This is a genomic window from Streptomyces sp. NPDC023157 (genome assembly GCF_055560575.1).
Genome location: NZ_JBVHIL010000001.1, coordinates 1 through 22801 on the forward strand (window position 1 = coordinate 1; position 22801 = coordinate 22801).

General features: G+C 71.5%; 25 protein-coding genes and 1 rRNA gene. 9 read left to right on the plus strand and 17 right to left on the minus strand.

The genetic code is table 11. The features are described 5' to 3' along the window. Together ACZ3ZE_RS00005 and ACZ3ZE_RS00010 are read right to left on the minus strand one after the other, a co-directional pair. Positions 1-90 (minus strand): 16S ribosomal RNA (locus ACZ3ZE_RS00005); the annotation flags it as partial. Between the two features lie 505 nt (positions 91-595). After that, positions 596-1258: a DNA-3-methyladenine glycosylase gene (locus ACZ3ZE_RS00010; protein ID WP_361179756.1), complete on the minus strand. Its 663-nt coding sequence runs from the start codon at positions 1256-1258 to the stop codon at positions 596-598. Positions 1259-1343: 85 nt separating this feature from the next. On the opposite strand from ACZ3ZE_RS00010, the gene ACZ3ZE_RS00015 reads away from it, so the two are divergent. The 3 genes from ACZ3ZE_RS00015 (at position 1344) to ACZ3ZE_RS00025 (ending at position 3385) form a co-directional block, all read left to right on the plus strand. Further along, positions 1344-2126: a sporulation protein gene (locus tag ACZ3ZE_RS00015; RefSeq protein WP_351665076.1), complete on the plus strand. Its 783-nt coding sequence runs from the start codon at positions 1344-1346 to the stop codon at positions 2124-2126. Positions 2127-2179: 53 nt separating this feature from the next. Further along, on the plus strand, positions 2180-2716 hold the full coding sequence (locus ACZ3ZE_RS00020) for a YbhB/YbcL family Raf kinase inhibitor-like protein (protein ID WP_467256847.1): 537 nt from the start codon (positions 2180-2182) through the stop codon (positions 2714-2716). Positions 2717-2878: 162 nt separating this feature from the next. Beyond that, positions 2879-3385, plus strand: a complete 507-nt coding sequence (locus ACZ3ZE_RS00025; protein WP_351665072.1) for an HNH endonuclease — start codon at positions 2879-2881, stop codon at positions 3383-3385. A gap of 46 nt (positions 3386-3431) precedes the next feature. Here the strand turns inward: ACZ3ZE_RS00025 and ACZ3ZE_RS00030 are convergent, their stop codons facing one another. The 4 genes from ACZ3ZE_RS00030 to ACZ3ZE_RS00045 all read right to left on the minus strand — a co-directional run bounded on the left by ACZ3ZE_RS00030 (position 3432) and on the right by ACZ3ZE_RS00045 (position 6679). Next, a complete protein-coding gene (locus ACZ3ZE_RS00030) occupies positions 3432-4205 on the minus strand; it encodes a sulfite exporter TauE/SafE family protein (protein WP_361179748.1) in 774 nt (257 codons plus the stop codon). A gap of 96 nt (positions 4206-4301) precedes the next feature. After that, complete coding sequence (locus tag ACZ3ZE_RS00035) at positions 4302-5252, minus strand: SPFH domain-containing protein (protein WP_361179745.1); 951 nt, start codon at positions 5250-5252, stop codon at positions 4302-4304. A gap of 124 nt (positions 5253-5376) precedes the next feature. After that, on the minus strand, positions 5377-5805 hold the full coding sequence (locus tag ACZ3ZE_RS00040) for an NfeD family protein (protein ID WP_361179742.1): 429 nt from the start codon (positions 5803-5805) through the stop codon (positions 5377-5379). Positions 5806-5887: 82 nt separating this feature from the next. Further along, positions 5888-6679 carry an ABC transporter ATP-binding protein gene (locus tag ACZ3ZE_RS00045; protein WP_361179739.1) on the minus strand — a complete coding sequence of 264 codons (792 nt, stop codon included), beginning with the start codon at positions 6677-6679 and terminating at the stop codon, positions 5888-5890. 155 nt (positions 6680-6834) lie between these two features. Between ACZ3ZE_RS00045 and ACZ3ZE_RS00050 the strand changes: the two genes are divergently transcribed. Further along, positions 6835-7626, plus strand: coding sequence for a hypothetical protein (locus tag ACZ3ZE_RS00050; protein WP_361179736.1), 792 nt, complete (start codon positions 6835-6837; stop codon positions 7624-7626). A gap of 50 nt (positions 7627-7676) precedes the next feature. Here the strand turns inward: ACZ3ZE_RS00050 and ACZ3ZE_RS00055 are convergent, their stop codons facing one another. The 3 genes from ACZ3ZE_RS00055 to ACZ3ZE_RS00065 form a co-directional block, all read right to left on the minus strand. Further along, positions 7677-7916, minus strand: a complete 240-nt coding sequence (locus ACZ3ZE_RS00055; RefSeq protein WP_361179733.1) for a chaplin — start codon at positions 7914-7916, stop codon at positions 7677-7679. Between the two features lie 146 nt (positions 7917-8062). After that, the gene (locus ACZ3ZE_RS00060) at positions 8063-8722 is read right to left on the minus strand and encodes a response regulator (RefSeq protein ID WP_467256849.1); all 660 of its coding nucleotides are present in this window, start codon (positions 8720-8722) and stop codon (positions 8063-8065) included. Beyond that, positions 8715-9860: a GAF domain-containing sensor histidine kinase gene (locus ACZ3ZE_RS00065; RefSeq protein WP_361179727.1), complete on the minus strand. Its 1146-nt coding sequence runs from the start codon at positions 9858-9860 to the stop codon at positions 8715-8717. Before ACZ3ZE_RS00065 ends, ACZ3ZE_RS00060 begins: the two co-directional genes overlap by 8 nt. A 195-nt stretch (positions 9861-10055) precedes the next feature. On the opposite strand from ACZ3ZE_RS00065, the gene ACZ3ZE_RS00070 reads away from it, so the two are divergent. From ACZ3ZE_RS00070 to ACZ3ZE_RS00080, 3 genes are all read left to right on the plus strand, one after another. Continuing rightward, the gene (locus ACZ3ZE_RS00070; RefSeq protein ID WP_467256851.1) at positions 10056-10754 is read left to right on the plus strand and encodes an SDR family NAD(P)-dependent oxidoreductase; all 699 of its coding nucleotides are present in this window, start codon (positions 10056-10058) and stop codon (positions 10752-10754) included. Between the two features lie 242 nt (positions 10755-10996). Beyond that, positions 10997-12073 (plus strand): S-adenosylmethionine:tRNA ribosyltransferase-isomerase, encoded by a 1077-nt coding sequence (locus tag ACZ3ZE_RS00075; RefSeq protein WP_361628876.1) that lies wholly within the window; start codon positions 10997-10999, stop codon positions 12071-12073. A gap of 290 nt (positions 12074-12363) precedes the next feature. Then, entirely contained in the window at positions 12364-13125 is a 762-nt protein-coding gene (locus tag ACZ3ZE_RS00080; protein ID WP_361179718.1) for a transglycosylase SLT domain-containing protein, read from the plus strand. Positions 13126-13196: 71 nt separating this feature from the next. On the opposite strand, the gene ACZ3ZE_RS00085 is transcribed toward ACZ3ZE_RS00080, so the two are convergent. After that, complete coding sequence (locus tag ACZ3ZE_RS00085; protein ID WP_467256853.1) at positions 13197-15791, minus strand: ABC transporter ATP-binding protein/permease; 2595 nt, start codon at positions 15789-15791, stop codon at positions 13197-13199. A gap of 221 nt (positions 15792-16012) precedes the next feature. Between ACZ3ZE_RS00085 and serB the strand changes: the two genes are divergently transcribed. After that, a complete protein-coding gene (gene serB / locus ACZ3ZE_RS00090) occupies positions 16013-17275 on the plus strand; it encodes a phosphoserine phosphatase SerB (protein WP_467256855.1) in 1263 nt (420 codons plus the stop codon). 198 nt (positions 17276-17473) lie between these two features. Here serB and ACZ3ZE_RS00095 read toward each other — a convergent pair whose 3' ends face one another. The 4 genes from ACZ3ZE_RS00095 to ACZ3ZE_RS00110 all read right to left on the minus strand — a co-directional run bounded on the left by ACZ3ZE_RS00095 (position 17474) and on the right by ACZ3ZE_RS00110 (position 19866). Continuing rightward, entirely contained in the window at positions 17474-17992 is a 519-nt protein-coding gene (locus ACZ3ZE_RS00095; RefSeq protein ID WP_361179709.1) for a SixA phosphatase family protein, read from the minus strand. Between the two features lie 59 nt (positions 17993-18051). Next, positions 18052-18267: a hypothetical protein gene (locus ACZ3ZE_RS00100; RefSeq protein WP_361179707.1), complete on the minus strand. Its 216-nt coding sequence runs from the start codon at positions 18265-18267 to the stop codon at positions 18052-18054. Between the two features lie 166 nt (positions 18268-18433). Continuing rightward, positions 18434-18550: an SGM_5486 family transporter-associated protein gene (locus ACZ3ZE_RS00105; protein WP_329419473.1), complete on the minus strand. Its 117-nt coding sequence runs from the start codon at positions 18548-18550 to the stop codon at positions 18434-18436. Between the two features lie 17 nt (positions 18551-18567). Continuing rightward, the gene (locus ACZ3ZE_RS00110) at positions 18568-19866 is read right to left on the minus strand and encodes a CynX/NimT family MFS transporter (RefSeq protein WP_467256857.1); all 1299 of its coding nucleotides are present in this window, start codon (positions 19864-19866) and stop codon (positions 18568-18570) included. A gap of 94 nt (positions 19867-19960) precedes the next feature. Between ACZ3ZE_RS00110 and ACZ3ZE_RS00115 the strand changes: the two genes are divergently transcribed. Beyond that, positions 19961-20650 (plus strand): FadR/GntR family transcriptional regulator, encoded by a 690-nt coding sequence (locus ACZ3ZE_RS00115; protein ID WP_361179702.1) that lies wholly within the window; start codon positions 19961-19963, stop codon positions 20648-20650. Here the strand turns inward: ACZ3ZE_RS00115 and ACZ3ZE_RS00120 are convergent. The 3 genes from ACZ3ZE_RS00120 to fabG form a co-directional block, all read right to left on the minus strand. After that, the gene (locus ACZ3ZE_RS00120; RefSeq protein WP_361179699.1) at positions 20619-21014 is read right to left on the minus strand and encodes a hypothetical protein; all 396 of its coding nucleotides are present in this window, start codon (positions 21012-21014) and stop codon (positions 20619-20621) included. The two genes, ACZ3ZE_RS00115 and ACZ3ZE_RS00120, sit on opposite strands and share 32 nt — an antisense overlap. A gap of 208 nt (positions 21015-21222) precedes the next feature. Next, on the minus strand, positions 21223-21999 hold the full coding sequence (fabI, locus tag ACZ3ZE_RS00125; protein ID WP_046907964.1) for an enoyl-ACP reductase FabI: 777 nt from the start codon (positions 21997-21999) through the stop codon (positions 21223-21225). Between the two features lie 4 nt (positions 22000-22003). Then, complete coding sequence (gene fabG, locus ACZ3ZE_RS00130) at positions 22004-22720, minus strand: 3-oxoacyl-[acyl-carrier-protein] reductase (RefSeq protein ID WP_361179696.1); 717 nt, start codon at positions 22718-22720, stop codon at positions 22004-22006. Positions 22721-22801 lie beyond the last annotated feature (81 nt).

The following is a 22801-nucleotide window of genomic DNA, read 5'->3' on the forward strand; positions in this document are numbered from 1 at the left end:
AATCCACCCCGAAGGGCTTCATCGTTCGACTTGCATGTGTTAAGCACGCCGCCAGCGTTCGTCCTGAGCCAGGATCAAACTCTCCGTGAATGTTTGCCGGTAATCCGGCGTTACACTCGCGTTGAGCGGAACAGTCATGCCGGAATGTGGCCGACTGTTCACAGCGTCCTCGCTGTGTGCCACCCCGTGGGGTGGACTTTTTCAAAGGAACCTCGACCATCCGAAGATGGACGGGGTATCAACTAATCTGGCGTTGATTTTTGGCACGCTGTTGAGTTCTCAAGGTGCGGACGCTTCCTTTGTACTTACCCTCTCGGGTTTTCCTCCGGGCGCTTCCTTCGTTCTTGCGTTTCCGACTCTATCAGATCTTTCCGATCCGATTTCCTCGGTGCTTTCCGGTCCCGATTTGTTTTTCTCGGGGCCTTCCGGCGTGTCCACTACTTTAGCCGATTTCCCGGGAGGCTCATAATCGAGCCTTTCGAAACGAATTTCGGCATGCCGAAATGAGCCCCGTTGGGATTCGTTGTAAAGGAGTGGGTGGCCGCTCTGGGGAGGCTCAAGTAAGCACTACCCGTCTCAAGCGGCTCGGGCCACACTACGCACCTGTGGCGCCCGAGTCAAGGCGACGCTTCCGCGGCGCGTGCGCCCGGTAGGGGCTCACCGTGCGGTCGCCGTCGATCCAGAAGCGCCAGGGGTGCGGGGCGCCGTCGCCGCCCACGCCGGTGCGGGGGCCGGAGCGGATCCGGTCGGGCGGGGCGGGGGTGCCCGTGAGCAGGGAGAGCGGGGCGTCCGGGCCGCCGCAGGTGTCGGTGCCGTTGAGGGAGAGGGCGACGTCGAGGGCGGTGGCCAGGCGGGCCGGGCCCTTGGCCAGCTCGGTGTCGTACCGGGCCGAGAGGCGCCGCTTCCTGGCCTGTTCCGTACCGCTCAGGATCTCGCCCGCTCGGAGCAGGACCCCGCTCGCGTGTCCTTCCGGGCCGCACACCAGGTTCAGGCAGTGCCACATGCCGTAGGTGAAGTAGACGTACGCGTGTCCGGGCGGGCCGAACATGACGGCGTTGCGGGCGGTGCGGCCCCGGAAGGCGTGGGAGCCGGGGTCGATCGCGCCGGCGTACGCCTCCACCTCGGTGAGGCGCAGCTCGATGCGCCCGTCCGGGGCGTTCCTCACGAGGGTGCGGCCCAGGAGATCGGGGGCGACCTCCAGTACGGGGCGGTCGAAGAAGGCCCGCGGGAGCGGCGTACGGTCGGGGCTCTCGCTCATGGCGTCCGAGCGTAGTGGGGAACCGACTACGGTCGTCACGCGTATGTAGGGGTCAGGACAGCGCAGGACACATAAGGAGTCGTTGATGGGGTTCAAGAAGCTGCTCGCGAGCCTGGGTGCGGGCGGGGCGTCGGTGGAGACCGTGCTCACCGAGGAGAACGTCGTCCCGGGTGGCGTCGTCCAGGGTGAGGTGCGGATCCAGGGCGGTTCCGTGGCCCAGCAGATCGAGGGGCTGTCCGTCGGGCTGCAGGCGCGGGTCGAGGTCGAGGGTGGCGACCAGGAGCACAAGCAGGACATCGAGTTCGTGAAGGTGCGGCTGGGCGGGGCCTTCGAGGTGCAGGCCGGGGCGGTGCACGTGGTGCCGTTCGGGCTGGAGATCCCGTGGGAGACGCCGGTCACCGCCATCGCGGGACAGCAGCTGCGCGGTATGAACATCGGGGTGACGACCGAGCTGGAGATCGCCCGCGCGGTGGACTCCGGGGACCTGGACCCGATCAACGTGCACCCGCTGCCGGCGCAGCAGGCGATCCTGGACGCGTTCCTCCAGCTGGGCTTCCGCTTCAAGAGCGCGGACATGGAGCGCGGGCACATCCGCGGGACGCGGCAGCGGCTGCCGTTCTACCAGGAGATCGAGTTCTTCGCGCCGCAGCAGTACCGGGGTCTGAACCAGGTCGAGGTCAGCTTCGTCGCGGACGACCGGGAGATGGACGTCGTCCTGGAGATGGACAAGAAGCCGGGTCTGTTCACCGAGGGCAGCGACTCGTTCCGGTCGTTCACGGTGGGGCTGCACGACTTCCACACCACCGACTGGGCGGCGTATCTGAACCAGTGGCTCGCCGAGGTCGGCGGGCGCCGCAACTGGCTCTAGGCTCGGCCGCGCAGGACGTGTTCAGAGTGGCCAGCGATACGGAGGTTCCAGACGTGGCCGAGGGCAAGAGGGCGCCGCTCCCCCATGACTTCCATCCGCCGGTGCCGGAGTTCACCGTGGTGAGCGACGACGTCGTGGCGGGCGGGGTGCTGAAGGACGCTCAGGTGTACGCGGCGGGGAACACCTCGCCGCAGCTGAGCTGGGAGGGTTTCCCCGCGGGGACGAAGAGCTTCGCGGTGACCTGCTTCGACCCGGACGCGCCGACGGGCAGCGGTTTCTGGCACTGGGTGCTGTTCGACCTCCCGGTGTCGGTGACGGAGCTGCCGGCGGGTGCCGGTTCGGGGTCGTTCGTGGGACTGCCGACGGGTGCCGTGCAGGCGCGGAACGACTACGGGTCGAGGGACTTCGGCGGGGCGGCGCCGCCGGCCGGGGAGAACCACCGTTATGTGTTCACGGTGTACGCGGTGGACACGGAGAAGCTGGGGCCCGACGCGGACGCGTCGCCCGCCGCGGTCGGTTTCCACCTGCGGTTCCACACGCTGGGGCGGGCGCAGCTGATCGGCGTGTACACGGGTCCCGCCGACAGCTGAGCGTTCGTTCGTTGTTTGCCCGCTTCTGGTCTTGGAGAGATCAGAAGCGGGCATCTTTCGTTCCACGGATATTGCGTTGTCCTACCCGGCGTGCCCGGCCAGAGTTGATCCAAGCCCGGAGCCCACATGGGGGGCTGGGCCGGCACACGGGAGGTGGGCACAATGCGGGACACGCTGGTTCTGAACGCGAGCTTCGAGCCGCTTTCGACGGTCACACTCAACCGTGCGGTGGTGCTTGTCCTGCAGGACAAGGCCGTCGTGGAGCAGGAGCACCCGGGCCTGCGTGTGCGGGCGGCGGCCGTGGACATGCCGGTGCCGCGGGTGATCAGGCTCTGCCGCTATGTCCGGGTGCCCTTCCGAAGACAGGCTCCGTGGTCGAGGCGGGGTGTGCTGGTGCGGGACCAGCACCGGTGCGCGTACTGCGGGCGGCGGGCGACGACGGTGGACCATGTCGTGCCGCGGGCGCAGGGTGGTGGCGACCACTGGCTGAACACGGTGGCCTCGTGCGCGGAGGACAACCACCGCAAGGCGGACCGTACGCCGGAGCAGGCGGGGATGCCGTTGCTGCGCCAGCCGTTCGTGCCGACGCCGGCGGACGCGATGCTGCTCGCGATGCGGGCCGGTGAGCGGTCGGAGCTGCCGGACTGGCTGACGGACCAGGCCGCTTAGACGTGGGTCGGGTGGGCCCGCCCCCGGTCGGGGGCGGGCCCCGCCGTCATTTCAGGGTGAGCTGGAGGATGGCGACGACGCCGACGGCGATGATCACTCCGCGCAGGACGGCGGGCGAGAGGCGCTTGCCGACCTTGGCTCCGATCTGGCCGCCGATGGTGGAGCCGACGGCGATGAGCAGCACGGCGGTCCAGTCGAAGTCGGCGACGAAGAGGAAGAAGACGGCGGCGACGCCGTTGACGACGGCGCCGAGGACGTTCTTGACGGCGTTGATGCGTTGCAGGGTGTCGTGGAGCAGCAGGCCCATGAGCGAGAGGTAGAGGACGCCTTGGGCGGCGCCGAAGTAGCCCCCGTACACGCTGGCGAGGAAGAGGCCGACGAGGAGGACGGGGCTGCCGTCGGGGTGGGCCTCGGTGCCGGTGGCCTCGCGGCGGCGCTGGACGGCGGCGGCGATGCGGGGCTGCAGGAGGACGAGGAGGAGCGCGATGCCGATGAGGACGGGGACGATCGCGTCGAAGGCGTCGGAGGGCAGCGAGAGGAGGAGGATCGCGCCGACGAGTCCGCCGACGAGGGCGGTGCCGCCGAGGCGGAGGACGCGCTTCTTCTGTCCCTTGAGTTCGCTGCGGTAGCCGATGGCGCCGCTGACGGAGCCGGAGACGAGGCCGAGGGTGTTGGAGACGTTCGCGGTGATCGGCGGCAGGCCGGTGGCGAGGAGGACGGGGAACGTGATCAGCGTTCCCGATCCGACGACGGTGTTGATGGCGCCGGCGGCCGTGCCGGCGCCGAAGACTGCCAGTGCTTCCCAGATGGACAACGCCATCTCCTTACATGGTCAGTGAGTCGCCTCCCCGCCCTGGTGTGTCGGTCCGGGGTCGAGGGGCTCGCACTGATCATGCACGAGGGTTACGTGTACGTGTCAGTCAACCCTGGGTTCCTCGCGGCGCTCCGAACCGTCCTTGGGCGCCTGGGCCTTGGTGTCGAAGCCGGGGACGCCGGGGGCGACGTTGCCGAAGGCGCCGGAGAGGCCCTTGAGGGCGTCGCCGATCTCGCTGGGCACGATCCAGAGCTTGTTGGCGTCGCCCTCGGCGATCTTCGGGAGCATCTGGAGGTACTGGTAGGAGAGCAGCTTCTGGTCGGGGTCGCCGGCGTGGATGGCCTCGAAGACCGTGCGGACGGCCTGGGCCTCGCCCTCGGCCCGGAGCGCGGCGGCCTTGGACTCGCCCTCGGCGCGCAGGATCGCGGACTGCTTCTCGCCCTCGGCGGTGAGGATCTGGGACTGGCGGATGCCCTCGGCGGTGAGGATCGCGGCGCGCTTGTCGCGGTCGGCGCGCATCTGCTTCTCCATCGAGTCCTGGATGGAGGTGGGCGGCTCGATCGCCTTGAGCTCGACGCGGTTGACGCGGATGCCCCACTTGCCGGTGGCCTCGTCGAGGACGCCGCGCAGGGCCGCGTTGATCTCCTCGCGGGAGGTGAGGGTGCGCTCCAGGTCCATGCCGCCGATGATGTTGCGGAGGGTGGTGACGGTGAGCTGCTCGATGGCCTGGATGTAGCTGGCGACTTCGTAGGTCGCGGCGCGGGCGTCGGTCACCTGGTAGTAGATGACGGTGTCGATGTTGACGACCAGGTTGTCCTGGGTGATCACCGGCTGCGGCGGGAACGGTACGACCTGCTCGCGGAGGTCGATGCGGTTGCGGATGCGGTCGATGAACGGGACGACGATGTTGAGTCCGGCGTTGAGCGTGCGGGTGTAGCGGCCGAAGCGCTCCACGATCGCGGCGCTCGCCTGGGGGATGACCTGGATGGTCTTGATCAGGGCGATGAAGACAAGCACCACCAGAATGATCAGGACGATGATGACTGCTGACATCGTGTTCCCTGTGCCCTTCGCTGCGGGTTGCCGGTTGACTACGAGATGATGATCGAGTTTCCCAGACCGCGGGGCGTCATGGGCGAGGTTCGGTCACATGAGGCCGCGTTGAGATCGCCCGGGCTCACATGACCACGGCGGTCGCCCCGTCGATGTCGACGACGTCGACCTGTTCGCCCGGTTCGAAGCTCTGGCCGGTGTCGAGCGTGCGGGCGGACCAGACCTCGCCGTTGAGCTTGATGCGGCCGCCGGCGGAGTCCACCCGTTCCAGGACCAGGGCCTGACGGCCCTTCAGGGCGTCGATACCGGTGGCGAGTTGAGGGCGGCCGTCGCGGTGGCGGGCCGCTATGGGGCGGACCACCGCGATCAGGGCGACGGAGACCGCGGCGAAGACGATCACCTGCGCGACGATGCCGAAGCCGAGGGCGGCGGTCACCGCCCCGGCGACCGCGCCGACGGAGAGCATGCCGAACTCGGGCATCGCGGTCAGGACCAGGGGAATGCCGAGCCCCACCGCGCCGATCAGCCACCAGACCCATGCGTCGATGTCCACAAGGTCATGGTAGGGCGGGTGGGGCTTCCGGGACAGGGCGCGGTGGGGGCATGGCTCTGTGCGGTCGCCAGGCCCCGGCGGCTTACTTGAGGGGCAGGCCCTGCGCGGTGTAGCGGTCGCCGACGTGCTCGACGACGAGCGGCAGGCCGAAGCAGCGGGAGAGGTTGCGGGAGGTCAGCTCGGTCTCCATGGGGCCCGCGGCGAGGACCTTGCCCTGACGGATCATCAGGACGTGGGTGAAGCCGGGGGCGATCTCCTCGACGTGGTGCGTCACCATGATCATCGAGGGGGCGTACGGATCGCGGGCGAGACGGCCGAGGCGACGGACCAGGTCCTCGCGGCCGCCGAGGTCCAGGCCGGCGGCGGGCTCGTCGAGGAGGAGGAGCTCCGGATCGGTCATCATCGCGCGGGCGATCAGGGTGCGCTTGCGCTCGCCCTCGGAGAGGGTGCCGAACTTCCGGTCCAGGTAGTCGGTCATGCCGAGGCGGTCGAGGAAGGCCTTGGCGCGCTCCTCGTCGACCGGGTCGTAGTCCTCGTGCCAGGTCGCCGTCATGCCGTACGCGGCGGTGAGGACGGTCTGCAGGACGGTCTGGCGCTTGGGGAGCTTCTCCGCCATCGCGATGCCGGCCATGCCGATGCGGGGGCGCAGGTCGAAGACGTCGACGCCGCCGAGGCGCTCGCCGAGGATGGTGGCGGTGCCCTTGGTGGGGTAGAGGTAGCTGGAGGCGACGTTGAGCAGGGTGGTCTTGCCGGCACCGTTGGGGCCGAGGATGACCCAGCGCTCGCCTTCCTTGACCGACCAGGAGACCTCGTCCACCAGAGCGCGTCCGTCGCGGACCACGGATACGTCCACCAGCTCCAGTACATCGCTCATGAGCGCGTTGTCTCCCCTTGCGGTCGAATCTTTGTCGTCGCCTTGCGCCTGTGGGCGCGGCGTCCAGGGAAAACCTACGCCACCGGCGGGCCGGGCCCGTCCTTAGGGCTTGCTTTGCGCCGTGGGGCCGCCCGCGAGTCCCTAGGCTGGGGGGCATGCTTTCGGAACCACGCTCAGGACGTCTGGCCGCTTGGGGCAATGCCCTGCTGGCCGGGGCGGTGTCGCCGGACGACGCGGCGCTCGCCATTGTCGGGGAGGACGCGGTGCACCGCGTGGAGGGGCTGCCGGGCGAGGCGGGGCCGGTCGGCCTGACGCTGGCGCTCGGGCGGCTGCGGCGGCTCGGGGTGACCGGCTGGCGGGTGGCGCTGCCCGCGCCGGGGCATCCGCTGGGGCTGAGCGGCCCGCCGGAGTTCAACGCGCGGGCGCTGGAGGCGGAGGAGGCGGCCGTCGGCTTCGGCGCGCCGTACGGCCTGGTGCCCGAGGTCGCGGAGGCGGGGCCCGCGGGTGATCTGCACGTGCAGGTCGTCTGGCGCTGCCTCGCGGTACGTGAGGCTCCGCCGGCGGACGTGCCGTCCCTGGGCGAGGCGGAGCGGGAGCTCGCGGAGGCCCTCCGGGAAGCGACGACCGTCCTGACCCGCCTCGACGTGGCCGCCTCGGGCCCGACCGCCGACGCGGCCCGCGACGCGTACCGCGCCCGCGCGGAGGCCGGCCGCGAGGTCCTGGCCCCCGGCTACCCGCCCCGCGCGGTCCGCGTCCTGGAACTGGCCCGGCGCATCGGCCTCCTCGTGGACCTGGCGTACGACCACGGCCACGGCGGCGCGGTGAGCGCGGCGGAGATGGCGGCGCGGGGGGCGGCGCTGCGGCCGGTGGAGCGGGTGGCGCGGCGGGCGCAGGTGGCGGCGTACAACGCGTATGTGGAGGAGCGGGAGCGGGAGCGGGGGGTTTAACAGCGTCGGCCCCCGGACGGTGTCCGGGGGCCGGGGGTTCGGGGTGGGCGTCAGTGGTTGACGGCGCCGTTGCCGAAGGCCGGGTTGAGCAGGCCGATCACGTTGACCGTGTTGCCGGAGACGTTCACGGGAACGTGGACCGGGGCCTGCACCAGGTTGCCGGAGGCGACACCCGGGGAGTGGAGGGCCTGGCCCTGGGCGTCCGCGTTCGCGGAGGCGACACCGGCACCGGCGGCGACGAGGCCACCGGCGACCATGGTGAGGGCAGCGGCCTTCTTGAGGTTGTTCACTTCAGGATCCTCCTGGTCATCGCTGCGGCCGGTCCGCCGCAGCACGCCATGGAGAACGCCGCCGAACCCGCCCGGTTACGCCGAACGGGGGACATACACACGACGGTATGACTGGGGGAACGGGCGTGCCCCCCAGTCAAGGGGGTCTAGGTGGTCAGGCCGTGGCGTACCGCCCAGAGGGCCGCCTGGGTGCGGTCGGCCAGGTCCAGTTTCATGAGGATGTTGGAGACGTGGGTCTTGACCGTCTTCTCCGACAGGACGAGCGCCCGGGCGATCTCCCGGTTCGAGCGTCCGTCGGCGATCAGGCCGAGGACCTCCCGCTCCCGCTCCGTCAGGGTGGAGCCGCGCCCCGTACCGCCGCCCTGGCCGTGCTCCTCCTGGCTCAGCAGGGCGCCGGCGACCTCGGCCTGGAGCAGTACGTGGCCGGCGTGGACGGAGCGGATGGTGCCGGCGAGCGCGTCGGGGTCGATGTCCTTGTAGACGTACCCGCTCGCGCCGGCCCGCAGCGCGGGGACGACCGTGCGCTGTTCGGTGAAGCTGGTGACGATCAGGACGCGCGCCGGGTTGGCCAGCTCGCGCAGCCGGCGCAGCGCCTCGATGCCGTCGGTGCCGGGCATCTTGACGTCCATGAGGACGATGTCGGGCCGCAGCTGCTCGGCGGCGGCCACGCCCTCGGCTCCGTCGGACGCCTCCCCCACGACCTCTATGTCGTCCTGGACCTCCAGGAAGGTCCGCAGGCCTCTGCGGACGACCTGGTGGTCGTCGACCAGCAGGACGCGGATCGCCTTCCTCTTCTCCTCAGCCACCGGGGACCTCCATCTCGATCGTGGTGCCCCGCCCCGGGGCCGATGTCACGGTCAGGGTGCCGCCCACCCCGGCGGACCGGTCGCGCATGGAGACCAGGCCCAGGTGGCGGCCCGCGCTGCGGACGGTCCGCGGCTCGAAGCCCTGGCCGTCGTCGGTGACGGCGAGCCGTGCTCCCTGGCCGCTGCGGGTGAGGGAGACGGTGACGAGGGCCGCGCCGGAGTGGCGCAGCGCGTTGTGCAGGGCCTCCTGGGCGACCCGCAGCACGGCCTCCTCCTGGGCGGCGGGCAGCGCGCGGACGCCGGAGCTGTCGAAGGTGACGCGGGCGGTGTGGGCCCGGTCGAGGACCTGGATCTGGGTGCGCAGGGTGTGCACCAGGCCGTCCTCGTCGAGGGCGGCGGGCCGCAGCTCCACGACGGCGGCGCGCAGCTCGTCGGCGGCTTCGGCGGCGAGCTCGGTGACCTGCTGGAGCTCCTCCTTGGCGCGGGCCGGGTCGCGGTCGACGAGCGCGGCGGCGGCCTGGGCGGTGAGGCGCAGGGAGAACAGCTTCTGGCTGACGGCGTCGTGCAGCTCGTGCGCCAGGCGGGAGCGCTCCTCCGCGATGGTGAGCTCACGGCTGCGCTCGTACAGCCGGGCGTTGGTCAGGGCGATGGCCGCGTGCTGGGCGAGGAGGGTGAGGAGCTCCTCGTCCTCGGCGGTGAAGCCGCAGCCTCCGGCCGGCTTGGGGCAGCGCTTGTTGGCGAGGAAGAGGGCGGCGAGGATCTCGTCGCCGTCGCGGACCGGGAGGCCGAGGAAGTCGGACATGTCCGGGTGAGCCTCGGGCCAGCCCTCGAAGCGGGGGTCCTGGCGGACGTCGGCGAGCCGTTCGGGCTCCGCCTTGTGGAGCATCGCGGCGAGGATGCCGTGCTGGCGGGGCAGGGGGCCGATGGCCCGCCACTGCTCCTCGCTGACGCCGTCGACGACGAACTGGGCGAAGCCGCCGTGGTCGTCGGGGACACCGAGCGCCGCGTATTCGGCGTCGAGCAGCTCGCGGGCGGAGGCGACGATCGTCTTGAGGACGTCGCGGACCTCCATCTGGCGGTTCATCGCCAGCAGGGCGCTGCTCACGGCGGCCAGGCCGGAGCTCGGTCGGTGGCTCATGTGTTCACCGTACCGGCGGGGTGTGACGGTCCGTATCCGTCCGGGGACGGCGGCCGGCCGGGACCCGGGGACTAGGTCGAAGTGCCCTGGGCGGTCGGGGCCCGGGGACGAGGCGGCGGGCGGGACGGGTCACGAGGCTGGATCCCATCGGTTCGTACGCGGGTGCACGCGTACGTGAGGGAAAAGGGGTCGGTCATGGGTGTCGCGATCGTCACGGGGGCGTCGAAGGGGCTGGGCCGGGCGCTGGCGGCGGGGCTCGCCGCGCGCGGCTGGGACCTGGTGCTGGACGCGCGTACGGCGGCGGTACTGGAGGAGAGCACGGCGGCGGTCCGGGCGCACGGTACGCGGGTGGTGGCGGTGCCGGGGGACGTCACGGACGCGGCGCACCGCGCGGAGCTGGTGGCGGCGGCGCGGCGGCTCGGCGGGCTGGACCTGCTGGTGAGCAACGCGAGCGTGCTGGGCGTGGAGCCGCTGGTACGGCTGGACGCGCTGCCGCTGGACGGGCTGCGGGCGGCGTTCGAGACGAACGCGGTGGCCGCGCTGGGGCTCGTACAGGAGGGGTTGCCGCTGCTGCGGGAGAGCGGGGCGGGGGCGGTGGTCGTGGTGAGTTCGGACGCGGCGGTGAAGCCGTACAGGACGTGGGGCGGATACGGGGCCTCGAAGGCGGCGCTCGACCTGCTGGCGGCGGTGCTGACGGTGGAGGAGCCGGGGCTGCGGGTGTGGGCGGTGGATCCGGGCGACATGGCGACGGACCTGTACGCGGCGGCGGTCCCCGATCTCACGGATCCGCCGCCGACGCCGGAGTCGGTGGTGCCGGGCTTCCTCGCCCTGGTCGAGCACCGGCCGGCGAGCGGGCGGTACGCGGCGGCGGAGCTGGTGGGGGTGGGCAGGTGACCGTGGAGGTGGACGGCGGGCGGAACGGGACGGCCGGGGGCTTCGGGGAGGCCCGGCGCTCCCGGGAGGCCGGGGGCCCCGGGACGGCCACGGCCCTCGGGAAGGCCAGCGACTCCGGAGAGGCCGGGGGCCTCGGGGAGGCCGCGAGCCCCAGGGAGGCCTCAGGGCCCGGGGAGACCACCGGCCCCGGGAAGGCCGCATGCCCCGGAGAGAGCACGAGCCCCGGGGCCGACAAGGACTTCGTGGCGGTGCCCGAGGTCCTCTCGGCGCGGGTGCCCGTCGAGCAGCGGGGGGTGGGGCTTGGGCGGGATGGTGTGCGGCTGCTCGTGTCGAGGGGGGTGGAGGTGGCGCATCGGGGGTTTCTGGAGTTGCCGTCGTTGTTGCGGGCGGGGGACGTGCTGGTGGTGAACACGTCGGCGACGCTGGCGGCGGCGGTGGACGGGCGGCTCGGGGCGGAGCCGGGCGGGGAGGCGGTGGTCGTCCACTTCTCCACGCGGGGCGAGGGGCGCCGGTGGGCGGTGGAGCTGCGTGCGCCGGACGGGGCGGGGACGACGCGGCCGCGGGCGGGCGGTCCGCCGGGGGCGGTGGTGCGGTTGCCGGGCGGGGCGCGGCTGGTCCTGGAGGAGCCGCTGGCGCCGGGGGCGGCGCGGCTTTGGTGGGCGCGGCCGAATGTCGGGGTGCCGGGGCTGCTCGCGCGGTACGGGCGGCCTGTTCGTTACGGGTATACGGAGCGGGACCAGCCGGTGGCGGCGTACCAGACGGTGTTCGCGCGGCCCTCGCCGGACGGCGCGGGTTCGGCGGAGATGCCGAGCGCGGGGCGTCCGTTCACGGCGCGGCTGGTCGCGGAGCTGGTGAGCCGGGGGGTGGGGTTCGCCCCGCTGGTGCTGCACACGGGGGTGGCGTCGTCGGAGGCGCACGAGCCGCCGTATCCGGAACGCTTCGAGGTGCCGGCGGCGACGGCGCGGCTGGTGAACGCGGCGCGGGCGGGCGGCGGGCGGGTGATCGCGGTGGGGACGACGGCGGTGCGGGCACTGGAGTCCGCCGCGGTGCCGGCGGCCGGTGGTGCCGTCGTGCGGGCCGCGGCGGGGTGGACCGGGCTCGTCGTGACGCCGGAGCGGGGGGTGCGGGTGGTGGACGGGCTGCTGACCGGGCTGCACGAGCCGGAGGCCTCGCACCTGCTGATGCTGGAGGCGGTGGCCGGGCGGCCCGCGCTGCGCCGCGCGTACGCCGAGGCGGTGCGCGAGCGCTACCTCTGGCACGAGTTCGGGGACGTCCATCTCATCCTCCCGGAGGAGGAGCCTCACCGTGCGCATTGCTGAAGCAACGCGCGGTGAGTTTGTTACGTGCCCGATGTGAGCCCGCGCATAGGACCCACGTCACTTACGAATCCCCCTAGTGGATACGTAAGGGACAGATCAGTGCCTGCCCGGACTGGCATCGGGCCGGTTCGGGGGCGTCCCCCCAGACCCCCTGATCCACTACCTCGGATCGTACGTCACACCTTTGCCACGGGATTTTGCTGCCGCTAAGAATTGCGTCCGTCGCCGCCGAGTAGGCGCAGCGCCACCCGGCCTGAGCGACCCCCTGCGATTCGAAGAGGTAGTGCCACATGTCTGCGAAGACCCCTGGCCACAGTCGTGGTCTGAAGAAGACCCACAAGGCCACGATCGCCGGCGTCGCCGCTCTGAGCGCCGCAGCCCTCGGCTTCTCCCTCGTCCCCGGCCACGGTGGTGCCACCGAGACCGAGCCGCAGGCCCTCGCGAACACGCAGCAGGTCGCCTGGTCGTACAACGCGAACAGCCCGCAGGCGAAGGCGCTGGCCGCGAGCCTCGACTCGCAGCAGTCCACGATCGAGCTGAAGGCCAAGCAGGACGCCGCCGCCAAGGCGAAGGCCGAGGCCGCGGCCAAGGCGAAGGCCAAGGCCGACGCCGCCGCGAAGGCGAAGGCGGACGCCGCCGCCAAGGCCGCCGCCAAGGCGAAGGCCGACGCCAAGAAGCGCGCCGAGGCGAAGGCGGCCGCGAGCCGCGCCGCCGTCCGCCAGCCGGTCTTCGCGAACAACCTCGACGGCTGGATCCGCGAGGCGCTGTTCATCATGGACAAGCACGACATCCCGGGTACCTACAACGGCATCCACAAGAACGTGATGCGCGAGTCCAGCGGAAACCCGTTCGCGATCAACAACTGGGACATCAACGCCATCAACGGCGTCCCGTCCAAGGGCCTGCTCCAGGTCATCTACCCGACCTTCAAGGCGTACCACATCCCCGGCACCAAGTTCGACCAGTACGACCCGGTCGCCAACATCGTCGCCGCCTGCAACTACGCGGCCGACCGCTACGGCTCGATCGACAACGTCAACAGCGCGTACTGAGTCCCTCCGTACCTGCCGAAGGGCGGCACCCCGCACGGGGTGCCGCCCTTCGGGCGTGGACTCGGGGTCCGTTACTTGCGCATGACCTCGGGCTCGTGGCGGCGCAGCAGCCGCGCGACGAGCACGCAGCAGAGCGTGGCCATGAGCAGCTGGATGCCGAGGTCGAGGCTCCACTGCCCCACCGTGTGCTCCCACAGGGCGTCGGTGTTGTCCGGGTTCTTGTGGTCCCACGGCGGCATCAGGTGCGCCAGGTCGAGCGTGGTGCCGGCGCCGGCGATGCCCCAGCGGGAGGGCATCAGCCAGGCGAACTGCTCCAGGCCGGGCGAGCCGTACACCTGGAAGAGGATGCCGGTGAACACGACCTGGATGATCGCGAACATGACGAGCAGCGGCATGGTCTTCTCGGCGGTCTTCACCAGGGCCGAGATGACCAGGCCGACCATCATCGAGGTCAGGCCGAGTGCGATGACCTGCACGCACAGTTCGAGCGCCGGCGGCATGAACAGGCCCTCCTCCGGCAGCTCGCGGGTGGAGAAGCCGATGCCGCAGATGATCACGCCCTGGAAGGCGGTGATCACGCCGAGGACGATGACCTTGGACATCAGGTACGCGGAGCGGGACAGGCCGGTGGCGCGCTCCCGCTCGTAGATGACCCGTTCCTTGATCAGTTCTCGTACGGAGTTGGCGGCGCCCGAGAAGCACATGCCGACCGCGAGGATCAGCATGATCGTTCCGGCGTCGCCGTTGAAGCGGGACGGCGCGACGGGCTTGCCCAGGCCGAAGTCGGCCGGGATGACCACCGAGACCGCGCCGAGCACGGCCGGCAGGATCACCATCAGGGCCAGGAAGCCCCGGTCGGAGGCGATCACCGACACGTAGCGGCGGATCAGGGTCCACAGCTGCGAGCCCCAGCCCTGCGGCTTGGGCGGGCGGGCCAGCGCCTGCTGGGCCTGCTGCGGCAGCTGGACCGGCTGGGCGGCGACGGCGTCGATCTCGGCCGCGTACATCTGGTAGTGCTGCGAGCCCTTCCAGCGACCCGCCCAGTCGTAGTCGCGGTAGTTCTCGAAGGCGGAGAAGACGTCGGCCCAGGTGGAGTAGCCGAAGAAGTTCAGCGCCTCCTCCGGCGGGCCGAAGTACGCCACCGAGCCGCCGGGCGCCATCACGAGCAGCTTGTCGCACAGGCCCAGCTCGGCCACCGAGTGGGTGACGACGAGGACCGTGCGGCCGTCGTCGGCGAGGCCGCGCAGCAGCTGCATGACGTCGCGGTCCATGCCCGGGTCGAGGCCGGAGGTCGGCTCGTCCAGGAAGATCAGCGAGGGCTTGGTCAGCAGCTCCAGGGCGACCGAGACGCGCTTGCGCTGGCCACCGGAGAGGGAGGTGACCTTCTTCTCCTTGTGGATGTCCAGCTTGAGCTCGCGCAGCACCTCGCCGATCCGGGCCTCGCGCTCGGCCTCGGCGGTGTCGCCGGGGAAGCGCAGCTTGGCCGCGTAGCGCAGCGCCTTCTGGACGGTCAGCTCCTTGTGCAGGATGTCGTCCTGCGGGACCAGACCGATGCGCTGGCGCAGCTCGGCGAACTGCTTGTAGAGGCTGCGGTTGTCGTAGAGGACGTCACCCTGGTCGGCGGGCCGGTAGCCGGTGAGCGCCTTGAGGAGGGTCGACTTTCCGGAGCCGGAGGGGCCGATGACGCCGATGAGCGACTTCTCGGGGACGCCGAAGGTGACGTCCTTGAGGATCTGCTTGCCGCCCTCGACCGTCACCGTGAGGTGGCGGGCCGAGAAGGAGACCTCGCCGGTGTCGACGAACTCCTCGAGCTGGTTGCCGACGATCCGGAAGGTCGAGTGGCCGACGCCGACGATGTCGTTGGGGCCGATGAGGGCGGTGCCGCCCTTGGGGATCGGCTGGCCGTTGACGTACGTGCCGTTGTGCGAGCCGAGGTCGGTGATCTCGAACCGGCCGTCGGGCGTCGCCTGGAACTTGGCGTGCTGACGCGAGACCTGGAGGTCGGAGACGACCAGCTCGTTCTCAAGCCCACGGCCGATGCGCATGACATGGCCGAGGTCGAGCTGGTGGAAGGTGGTGGGGCTGCGGTCGCCGTGCACCGGGTACGCGCCCTGCGGGGCGGCCTGCTGGTGCGGGACCTGCGGCTGCGGCGGCTGCTGGGCCTGCGGCGCCTGCTGGTGCGGGACCCCGTGCGGCGCCTGCTGCTGCCAGCCCTGCTGCTGCGGCGGGGCCTGGTGGGTGGCCCAGTCCGCCTGCGCGGCGGCCTGCTGCTGCCCGGCGACGTGCGCCTGGTGCGCAGGCTGCGCGTGCGGGGCCGGGGCCTGCTGGGCCGGTGCGGCGGGCTGCTGCTGGGCCTGCGCGCCGACGGCGGCGAGATTCAGCCGCGGGCCGTCGGTGGCGTTGCCGAGGTGGACGGCCGAGCCGGGGCCGATCTCCACCTGGTGGACCCGCTGCCCCTGTACGAACGTGCCGTTGGTGGAGCCGTGGTCCTCGATGACCCAACTCCGGCCGCCCCAGCTGATGGTGGCGTGCCGCCACGAGACCCGGGCGTCGTCGATGACCAGGTCGCCCTGGGGATCGCGGCCGAGGGTGTACGACCTGGACGGATCGAGGGTCCAGGTCCTTCCATTCAATTCCAGTACGAGTTCTGGCACTCCATGCCCCACTACTTGTCCCCCGCGGTACCCCCGTCGTCGGGAGCCCAGGGATGATGAACATCCGGGGGAACTATTTCAGGCCCCGGGCCGTATCCGAAAGTCGGGCCGCGTGAAGAGCTTGCGCAACCCGCACGGCGGACGCCCCGGTGGCAAGCCCGGGGCCACGCGGGTGTCCGGCAGGCGGGACGGGGGGCCGGGTGGCACCGGGTGCCCGATACGGTGGAAGCACCATGAGCGCATCGCAGAACTCAGACGTTCCCACCTCGGACGTTCCCGCCGCGGACCTTCCGGCTTCGGACGTTCCCACGCTTCTCGTCAAGATCTTCGGGAAGGACCGTCCCGGGATCACCGCCGGACTCTTCGACACCCTCGCCGCCTACTCCGTCGACGTCGTGGACATCGAGCAGGTCGTCTCCCGCGGCCGCCTCGTCCTGTGCGCGCTCGTCACCGAGCCGACCGTCGCCTCCCAGGGCGAGCTCCGCGCCACCGTGCACAGCTGGGCCGAGTCCATGAAGCTCCAGGCCGAGATCATCTCGGGCACCGGAGACAACCAGCCGCGCGGCGAGGGCCGCTCGCACGTCACCGTGCTCGGGCACCCGCTGACCGCGGAGCAGACGGCCGCCATAGCGGCCAGGATCGCGGAGACCGGCGGCAACATCGACCGCATCTTCCGGCTCGCCAAGTACCCGGTGACGGCGGTCGAGTTCGCCGTCTCGGGTTGTGAGACGGAGCCGCTGCGGACCGCGCTGGCCACCGGGGCGCACTCGGTCGGCGTGGACGTGGCCGTGGTCTCCGCCGGACTGCACCGGCGGGCCCAGCGGCTCGTCGTCATGGACGTCGACTCGACCCTCATCCAGGACGAGGTCATCGAGCTGTTCGCGGCCCACGCGGGCTGCGAGGACAAGGTCGCCGAGGTGACGGCGGCGGCGATGCGCGGCGAGCTGGACTTCGAGCAGTCGCTGCACGCGCGGGTGGAGCTGCTGGCCGGTCTGGACGCGTCGGTGGTGGACAAGGTCCGCGCCGAGGTGCGGCTGACGCCCGGGGCGCGCACCCTGATCCGCACCCTCAAGCGGCTCGGCTACCAGGTGGGTGTGGTGTCCGGCGGCTTCACCCAGGTCACCGACGACCTGAAGGAGAAGCTGGGGCTCGACTTCGCCCAGGCCAACACGCTGGAGATCGTGGACGGCCGGCTGACCGGCCGGGTGACCGGGGAGATCGTCGACCGGGCGGGCAAGGCGCGGCTGCTGCGCCGCTTCGCCGAGGAGGCCGGGGTGCCGCTGGCGCAGACGGTCGCGATCGGCGACGGCGCCAACGACCTCGACATGCTGAACGCGGCCGGGCTCGGGGTGGCGTTCAACGCCAAGCCCGTGGTGCGCCGGGCGGCGGACACCGCGGTCAACGTGCCGTTCCTGGACACGGTGCTCTACCTGCTCGGGATCACCCGCGAGGAGGTCGAGGCCGCGGACGGCGGCGCGGAGGACCTGCTGCACTGAGCGGTACGCGTACGTGAGGGGGCCCGGGCGTCGGTGGACGGCCGGGCCCCTTCACGTACGGACTCGGGCAGGGTCCCGTGCGGGCTCTCGCACGGGACCGCGTACGGGGCTCGCGTGCGGGACGGCGTGCGGAGCTCGCGTGCGGAGCTCGCGTAGGGGACTCGCGCACGGGCCCGCGCACCTACCCGCCCGTGACGCTCAGGCGTGGGGCGTCCAGAAGTCGGACAGGGTGCCCACGCCGTGCTCGACGGACTTCCAGGAGCCGGTGAAGGTCACGACGGCGAAGGCGGCGGTGGGGAAGCCGCTGCGGGTCATGCGGGCGAGGGTGTCGCCCTCGGCCGAGCCGGCCAGGGCGTCGGCGAGCGCGTGCATCCCGGGGTTGTGGCCGATGAGCAGGAGGCCGTTCACCGTGTCGGGGGTCTCGTTGACGACGGCGATGAGCTCGCCGAGGGAGGCCTCGTACAGCCGCTCCTCGTACACCGTCTTCGGGCGCTCGGGGAGCTCCGCGACGGCCAGCTTCCAGGTCTCGCGGGTCCTGGTCGCGGTCGAGCACAGGGCCAGGTCGAGGGGGATCTCGGTCTCGGCCAGTCGGCGGCCCGCGACGGGGGCGTCCTGACGCCCGCGTTCGGCGAGCGGCCGCTCGTGGTCGGAGGTCTGCGGCCAGTCGGCCTTGGCGTGTCGGAGCAGCACGATCCTGCGGGGTGTGTCGACGCTCATGCTCCACAGCTTCGCACGGATCAGGCCGCGTTGACGCGGAGAGCGCCGGGGTGCACGCGTCAGAGGGACAGGGTCTGCTGGAGCTGTTCGACGAGGCGTCCGATGGTGATGTCGCCGCTCACCGCCTGCGTCTGCTCCGGTCCCGTGATGAGGAGGAGGAGGGCGACGAAGGCGAGCACCGGGAGGGCGAGCGCCCACCAGGGCAGCCGGGTGTCGACACCGACCGAGCCACGGGCGAGGTCCCTCCGGCTGCTGCTGTGGGTCTGCGCCGACATGGCCGCCTCCGTGGCTGGTAGTCACTGCGCGGAGCCGTTCTCCGCGATGTCTCCAACGTACGGAGCGCGGCGCCCGCGGCCCATCGGGTGACCCACCCACTTGACCCTGACACTCGCCCCCTAGGGGATGCGGGGGTTAACCCCACCCTTCCCCCGCCGGGCCCGGTCAGGGCGAGGCGAGGGAGGCGATCACGGCGATGACGGCGGTGATGCCCAGCATCGCGCCGAGCACGATGAGGAACTTCTTCTGGCCGTTCTGGGGGTTCGGTTCGAGTACAGGCATGGGATCAGTCTCGCATCTCAGCATTCGTCCTCGACGGTCCGGTCCCGGCCGGCGAGGCTGCCCACGATCATCTGCGGGATCATCAGGCCGGCCATGAGCGCGATGGGCAGCCCCCAGCCGCCGCTGTGCTGGTAGAGGATGCCGACGAGGAGCGGGCCGGGGATGGAGATCAGGTAGCCGACGCTCTGCGCGAAGGCGGACAGCTTCACGACGCCGGCGCCGGTCCGCGAGCGCATCCCGATCATGGTGAGGGCGAGCGGGAAGGCGCAGTTGGAGACGCCGAGGAGGACGGCCCACAGCCAGGCGCCGCCGGCGGGGGCGAAGGCGAGTCCGGTGTAGCCGGCCAGGCCGCACAGGCCGAGGGCGACGACGATCGGGCCCTGGTTCTTCATCCGGGTCGCGAGCCGGGGTATGACGAAGGCGAGCGGGACGCCCATGACCATGGTGACGGCGAGCAGCACGCCCGCGGTGGAGGCGGGGACGCCGGCGTCGCGGAAGATCTGCGGCATCCAGCCCATGGTGATGTACGCGCCGGTGGCCTGGAGCCCGAAGAAGACGCCGAGGGCCCAGGCGGTGCGGCTGCGGGTGACCCGGGGCGCGGCGGCGGGTTCGGCGGCGGCCCGCGCGGCGGCCGGCCCGCCGGGCGCGGTCATGGAGCGGTCGCGCAGCAGCGGGAGCCAGGGCAGTACGGCGAGGGCCGCGAGGCCCGCCCAGACGCCGAGGCCGAGGCGCCAACTGCCGCCCATCGCGGCGGTCATGGGCACGGTCGCGGCGGCGGCCAGGGAGGTGCCGAGGGCGAGGGCCATGGAGTAGAGGCCGGTCATGCTGCCGACGCCGTCGGGGAAGTACTTCTTGACGATGACCGGCATCAGGACGTTGCTGAGCGCGATGCCCATGAGGGCGAGGGCGCTGGCGGCGAGGAAGGCCGGGGTGCCGCCGGCGAAGGGGCGCAGCAGCAGGCCGGCGAAGATCGCGGCCATGCCGGCGCAGACGACGGCCGCGGGGCCGAAGCGGCGGGCGAGGCGCGGGGCGGCGATGCCGAAGACGGCGAAGCAGAGCGGCGGTACGGAGGTGAGGACGCCGGCGACGCTGCCGCTCATGTGGAGTCCGGCGCGGACCTCTTCGAGGAGGGCGCCGAGGCTGGTGATGGCGGGGCGCAGGTTGACCGCCGCGAGGACGAGTCCGACGGCGACGAGTGCGGTGACCCAGCGGGCGGGGCCGGCGGGTGCGGCGGATGCGGTGGCGCCCGCGCGGGGGCGGGGCTCGATGGGGGCGGCCTCGGCGGTGGGGGCGAGGGTCTGCGGCTCGTCAGGCATGAGGCCATCATAGAATCATGGGATGATTGGTTGTCCAATCTCGAACCAGTCATCGTGAACCACGACCAGCCCCCGAAGACGGAAGGTGCATCCCATGGCGCTCGGCCATCCCCGGCGTGCCGGGCTCTCCGATCAGGTGATCACCCAGCTGCGGAACCAGATCACCTCGGGCGAGTGGCCGGTGGGCACCCGGATCCCGACCGAACCGGAGCTCGTCGAGCAGCTCGGCGTGGCCCGCAACACCGTCCGCGAGGCGGTGCGGGCCCTCGCGCACAACGGGATGCTCGACATCCGGCAGGGCTCGGGCACGTACGTGGTCGCGACCAGCGAGCTGGCCGGGGTCATGCACCGCAGGTTCGCCGGCTCCGACCCACGGGACGTCGCGGAGCTGCGCTCGACGCTGGAGTCCTCGGCGGCCCGGCTGGCGGCGCGGCGGCGCACGGACCGGGACCTGAAGCAGCTGGACGCGCTGCTCGCGCGGCGCGAGGCGGCCTGGGAGTCGGGTGACGCGGAGGAGTTCGTGACGGTCGACGCGGCCTTCCACCACGCGATGGTCGTCGCCTCGCACAACGAGGTGCTGACCGAGCTCTACGCCGACCTCGGGCACGTGCTGCGCTCGTGGCTGCGCGACGACGTCGGCCGGGAGCTGCGGCCGGAGAACCACATGGACCACGCGCGCCTGGTCGAGGCGGTCCGCGAGGGCGACGCCGAGCGGGCGGCGGCGGAGGCGGCGAGCTACCCGTTCCTGTGCCTCAGGAGCCCGGAGCCGCCGGTTCGTGGGTGATCCACGCCGAGCGGATCTCCTTCCAGCAACGGCCCGTCACCTGGGCGTAGTCGGCGGGGCCGACCTCGACCGGGGCGCTGTCGCTGTCCACGTCCCACCAGCGGTCGCACTCGACGTGGAGGCGGACGCGGTCGGTGCGGGGGTAGGGGTTCTGGCAGTGGGCGGTGGCCGTGGAGCCCTCGACGACCGTGTGACAGGAGGCGCCGTCGCTCTCGTCCGGTTCAGCCGCGGGGGCGGCGCGGGGCGCGTCCTCGGCGGGGGCGGGGGCGGCCCGTACCTCGGCGGTGACGGCGAGGCCGGCCAGGCCCGCGAGGAGCGCGACGGCCGAGACGAGCGCGGGGACCTGGGAGTACAGCGCGCGCATGTGCGCACCTCCTCCCCGTCCGTGGCCCGTCCGCAGCCCGTAAGCAGCCGGTCGGTAGCCGGATTGTCACGCTCTGAACGTCACGCTTCGACCAGTCTGCGGTGATTCGCCCGACTTTTCGACTCGGGCCCGGGTTGCGGAACGGCGAAGGGTCCGGGTGCCCGCCTCTCGGCGGGGCACCCGGACCCTTCAAGCACCGCGGGAGGCGTCAGGCGCCGATCGCGTGCAGTCCGCCGTCCACGTGGACGATCTCGCCGGTCGTCTTCGGGAACCAGTCGGAGAGCAGCGCGACGATGGCGCGGCCCGCCGGCTCCGGGTCGGACAGGTCCCACTCCAGCGGGGAGCGGGAGTCCCAGACGCTCGCCAGCTCGCCGAAGCCCGGGATGGACTTCGCGGCCATCGAGCCGAGCGGACCGGCCGAGACCAGGTTGCAGCGGATGTTCTGCTTGCCCAGGTCACGCGCCATGTAGCGGCTGGTGGCCTCCAGGGCGGCCTTGGCCGGGCCCATCCAGTCGTACTGCGGCCAGGCGAACTTCGCGTCGAAGGTGAGGCCGACGACCGAGCCGCCCTCGCTCATCAGCGGCAGCAGCGCCATCGTCAGGGACTTCAGCGAGAAGGCCGAGACGTGCATGGCGGTCGAGACCGACTCGAACGGCGTGTTGAGGAAGTTGCCGCCGAGCGCGTCCTGCGGGGCGAAGCCGATGGAGTGCACGACACCGTCGATGCGGTCGCCCAGGTGCTCGCGGACCTGGCCCTCCAGGCGCGCGAGGTGCTCGTCGTTGGAGACGTCGAGCTCCAGGACCTTCACGTTCTCGGGCTTGGGCAGCTTCTTGGCGATGCGCTCGGTCAGCGTGGGCCGGGGCCAGGCGGTGAGGATGATCTCCGCACCCTGCTCCTGGGCCAGCTTGGCGGCGTGGAAGGCGATGGAGGACTCCATCAGCACACCGGTGATCAGGATGCGCTTGCCCTCGAGAATTCCGCTCATGTGATCAGTGACCCATGCCCAATCCGCCGTCAACCGGGATGACGGCTCCAGTGATGTACGAGGCGTCGTCCGAGGCGAGGAACTTCACCGCGGCGGCGATCTCCTCGGGCTGCGCGTAACGGCCCAGCGGTACCTGGGACACGATGCCGGCGCGCTGCTCGTCGGTGAGGACGGCGGTCATGTCGGTGTCGACGAAACCGGGCGCGACGACGTTGAAGGTGATGTTCCGCGACCCCAGCTCCCGGGCGAGGGAGCGCGCGAAACCGACCAGGCCGGCCTTCGAGGCGGCGTAGTTCGCCTGACCCGCCGAGCCGAGCAGACCGACGACCGAGGAGATCAGCACGACGCGGCCCTTCTTGGCGCGCAGCATGCCGCGGTTGGCACGCTTCACGACCCGGAAGGTGCCGGTGAGGTTGGTGTCGAGGACGGACGTGAAGTCCTCCTCGGACATGCGCATGAGGAGCTGGTCCTTCGTCACGCCGGCATTGGCCACGAGGACCTCGACCGGACCGTGCTTCTCCTCGATCTCCTTGTACGCCTGGTCCACCTGCTCGGTGTCCGTGATGTCGCAGCGGACGGCCAGGAAGCCGGCCTTCTCCAGCTCCGCGGGGTCGCCGGAGCGGTACGTGATCGCGACCTTGTCGCCGGCCTGGGCGAACGCGTGGGCGATGGCGAGGCCGATGCCCCGGTTTCCTCCGGTGACGAGAACCGAGCGGCTCAACGGATCACCCTTTCGATAGCGGTCTGGTATGCCGAAAACCTATCGGTCCGTTCCTCGATACGGAGAATCGGGCCCTGACAG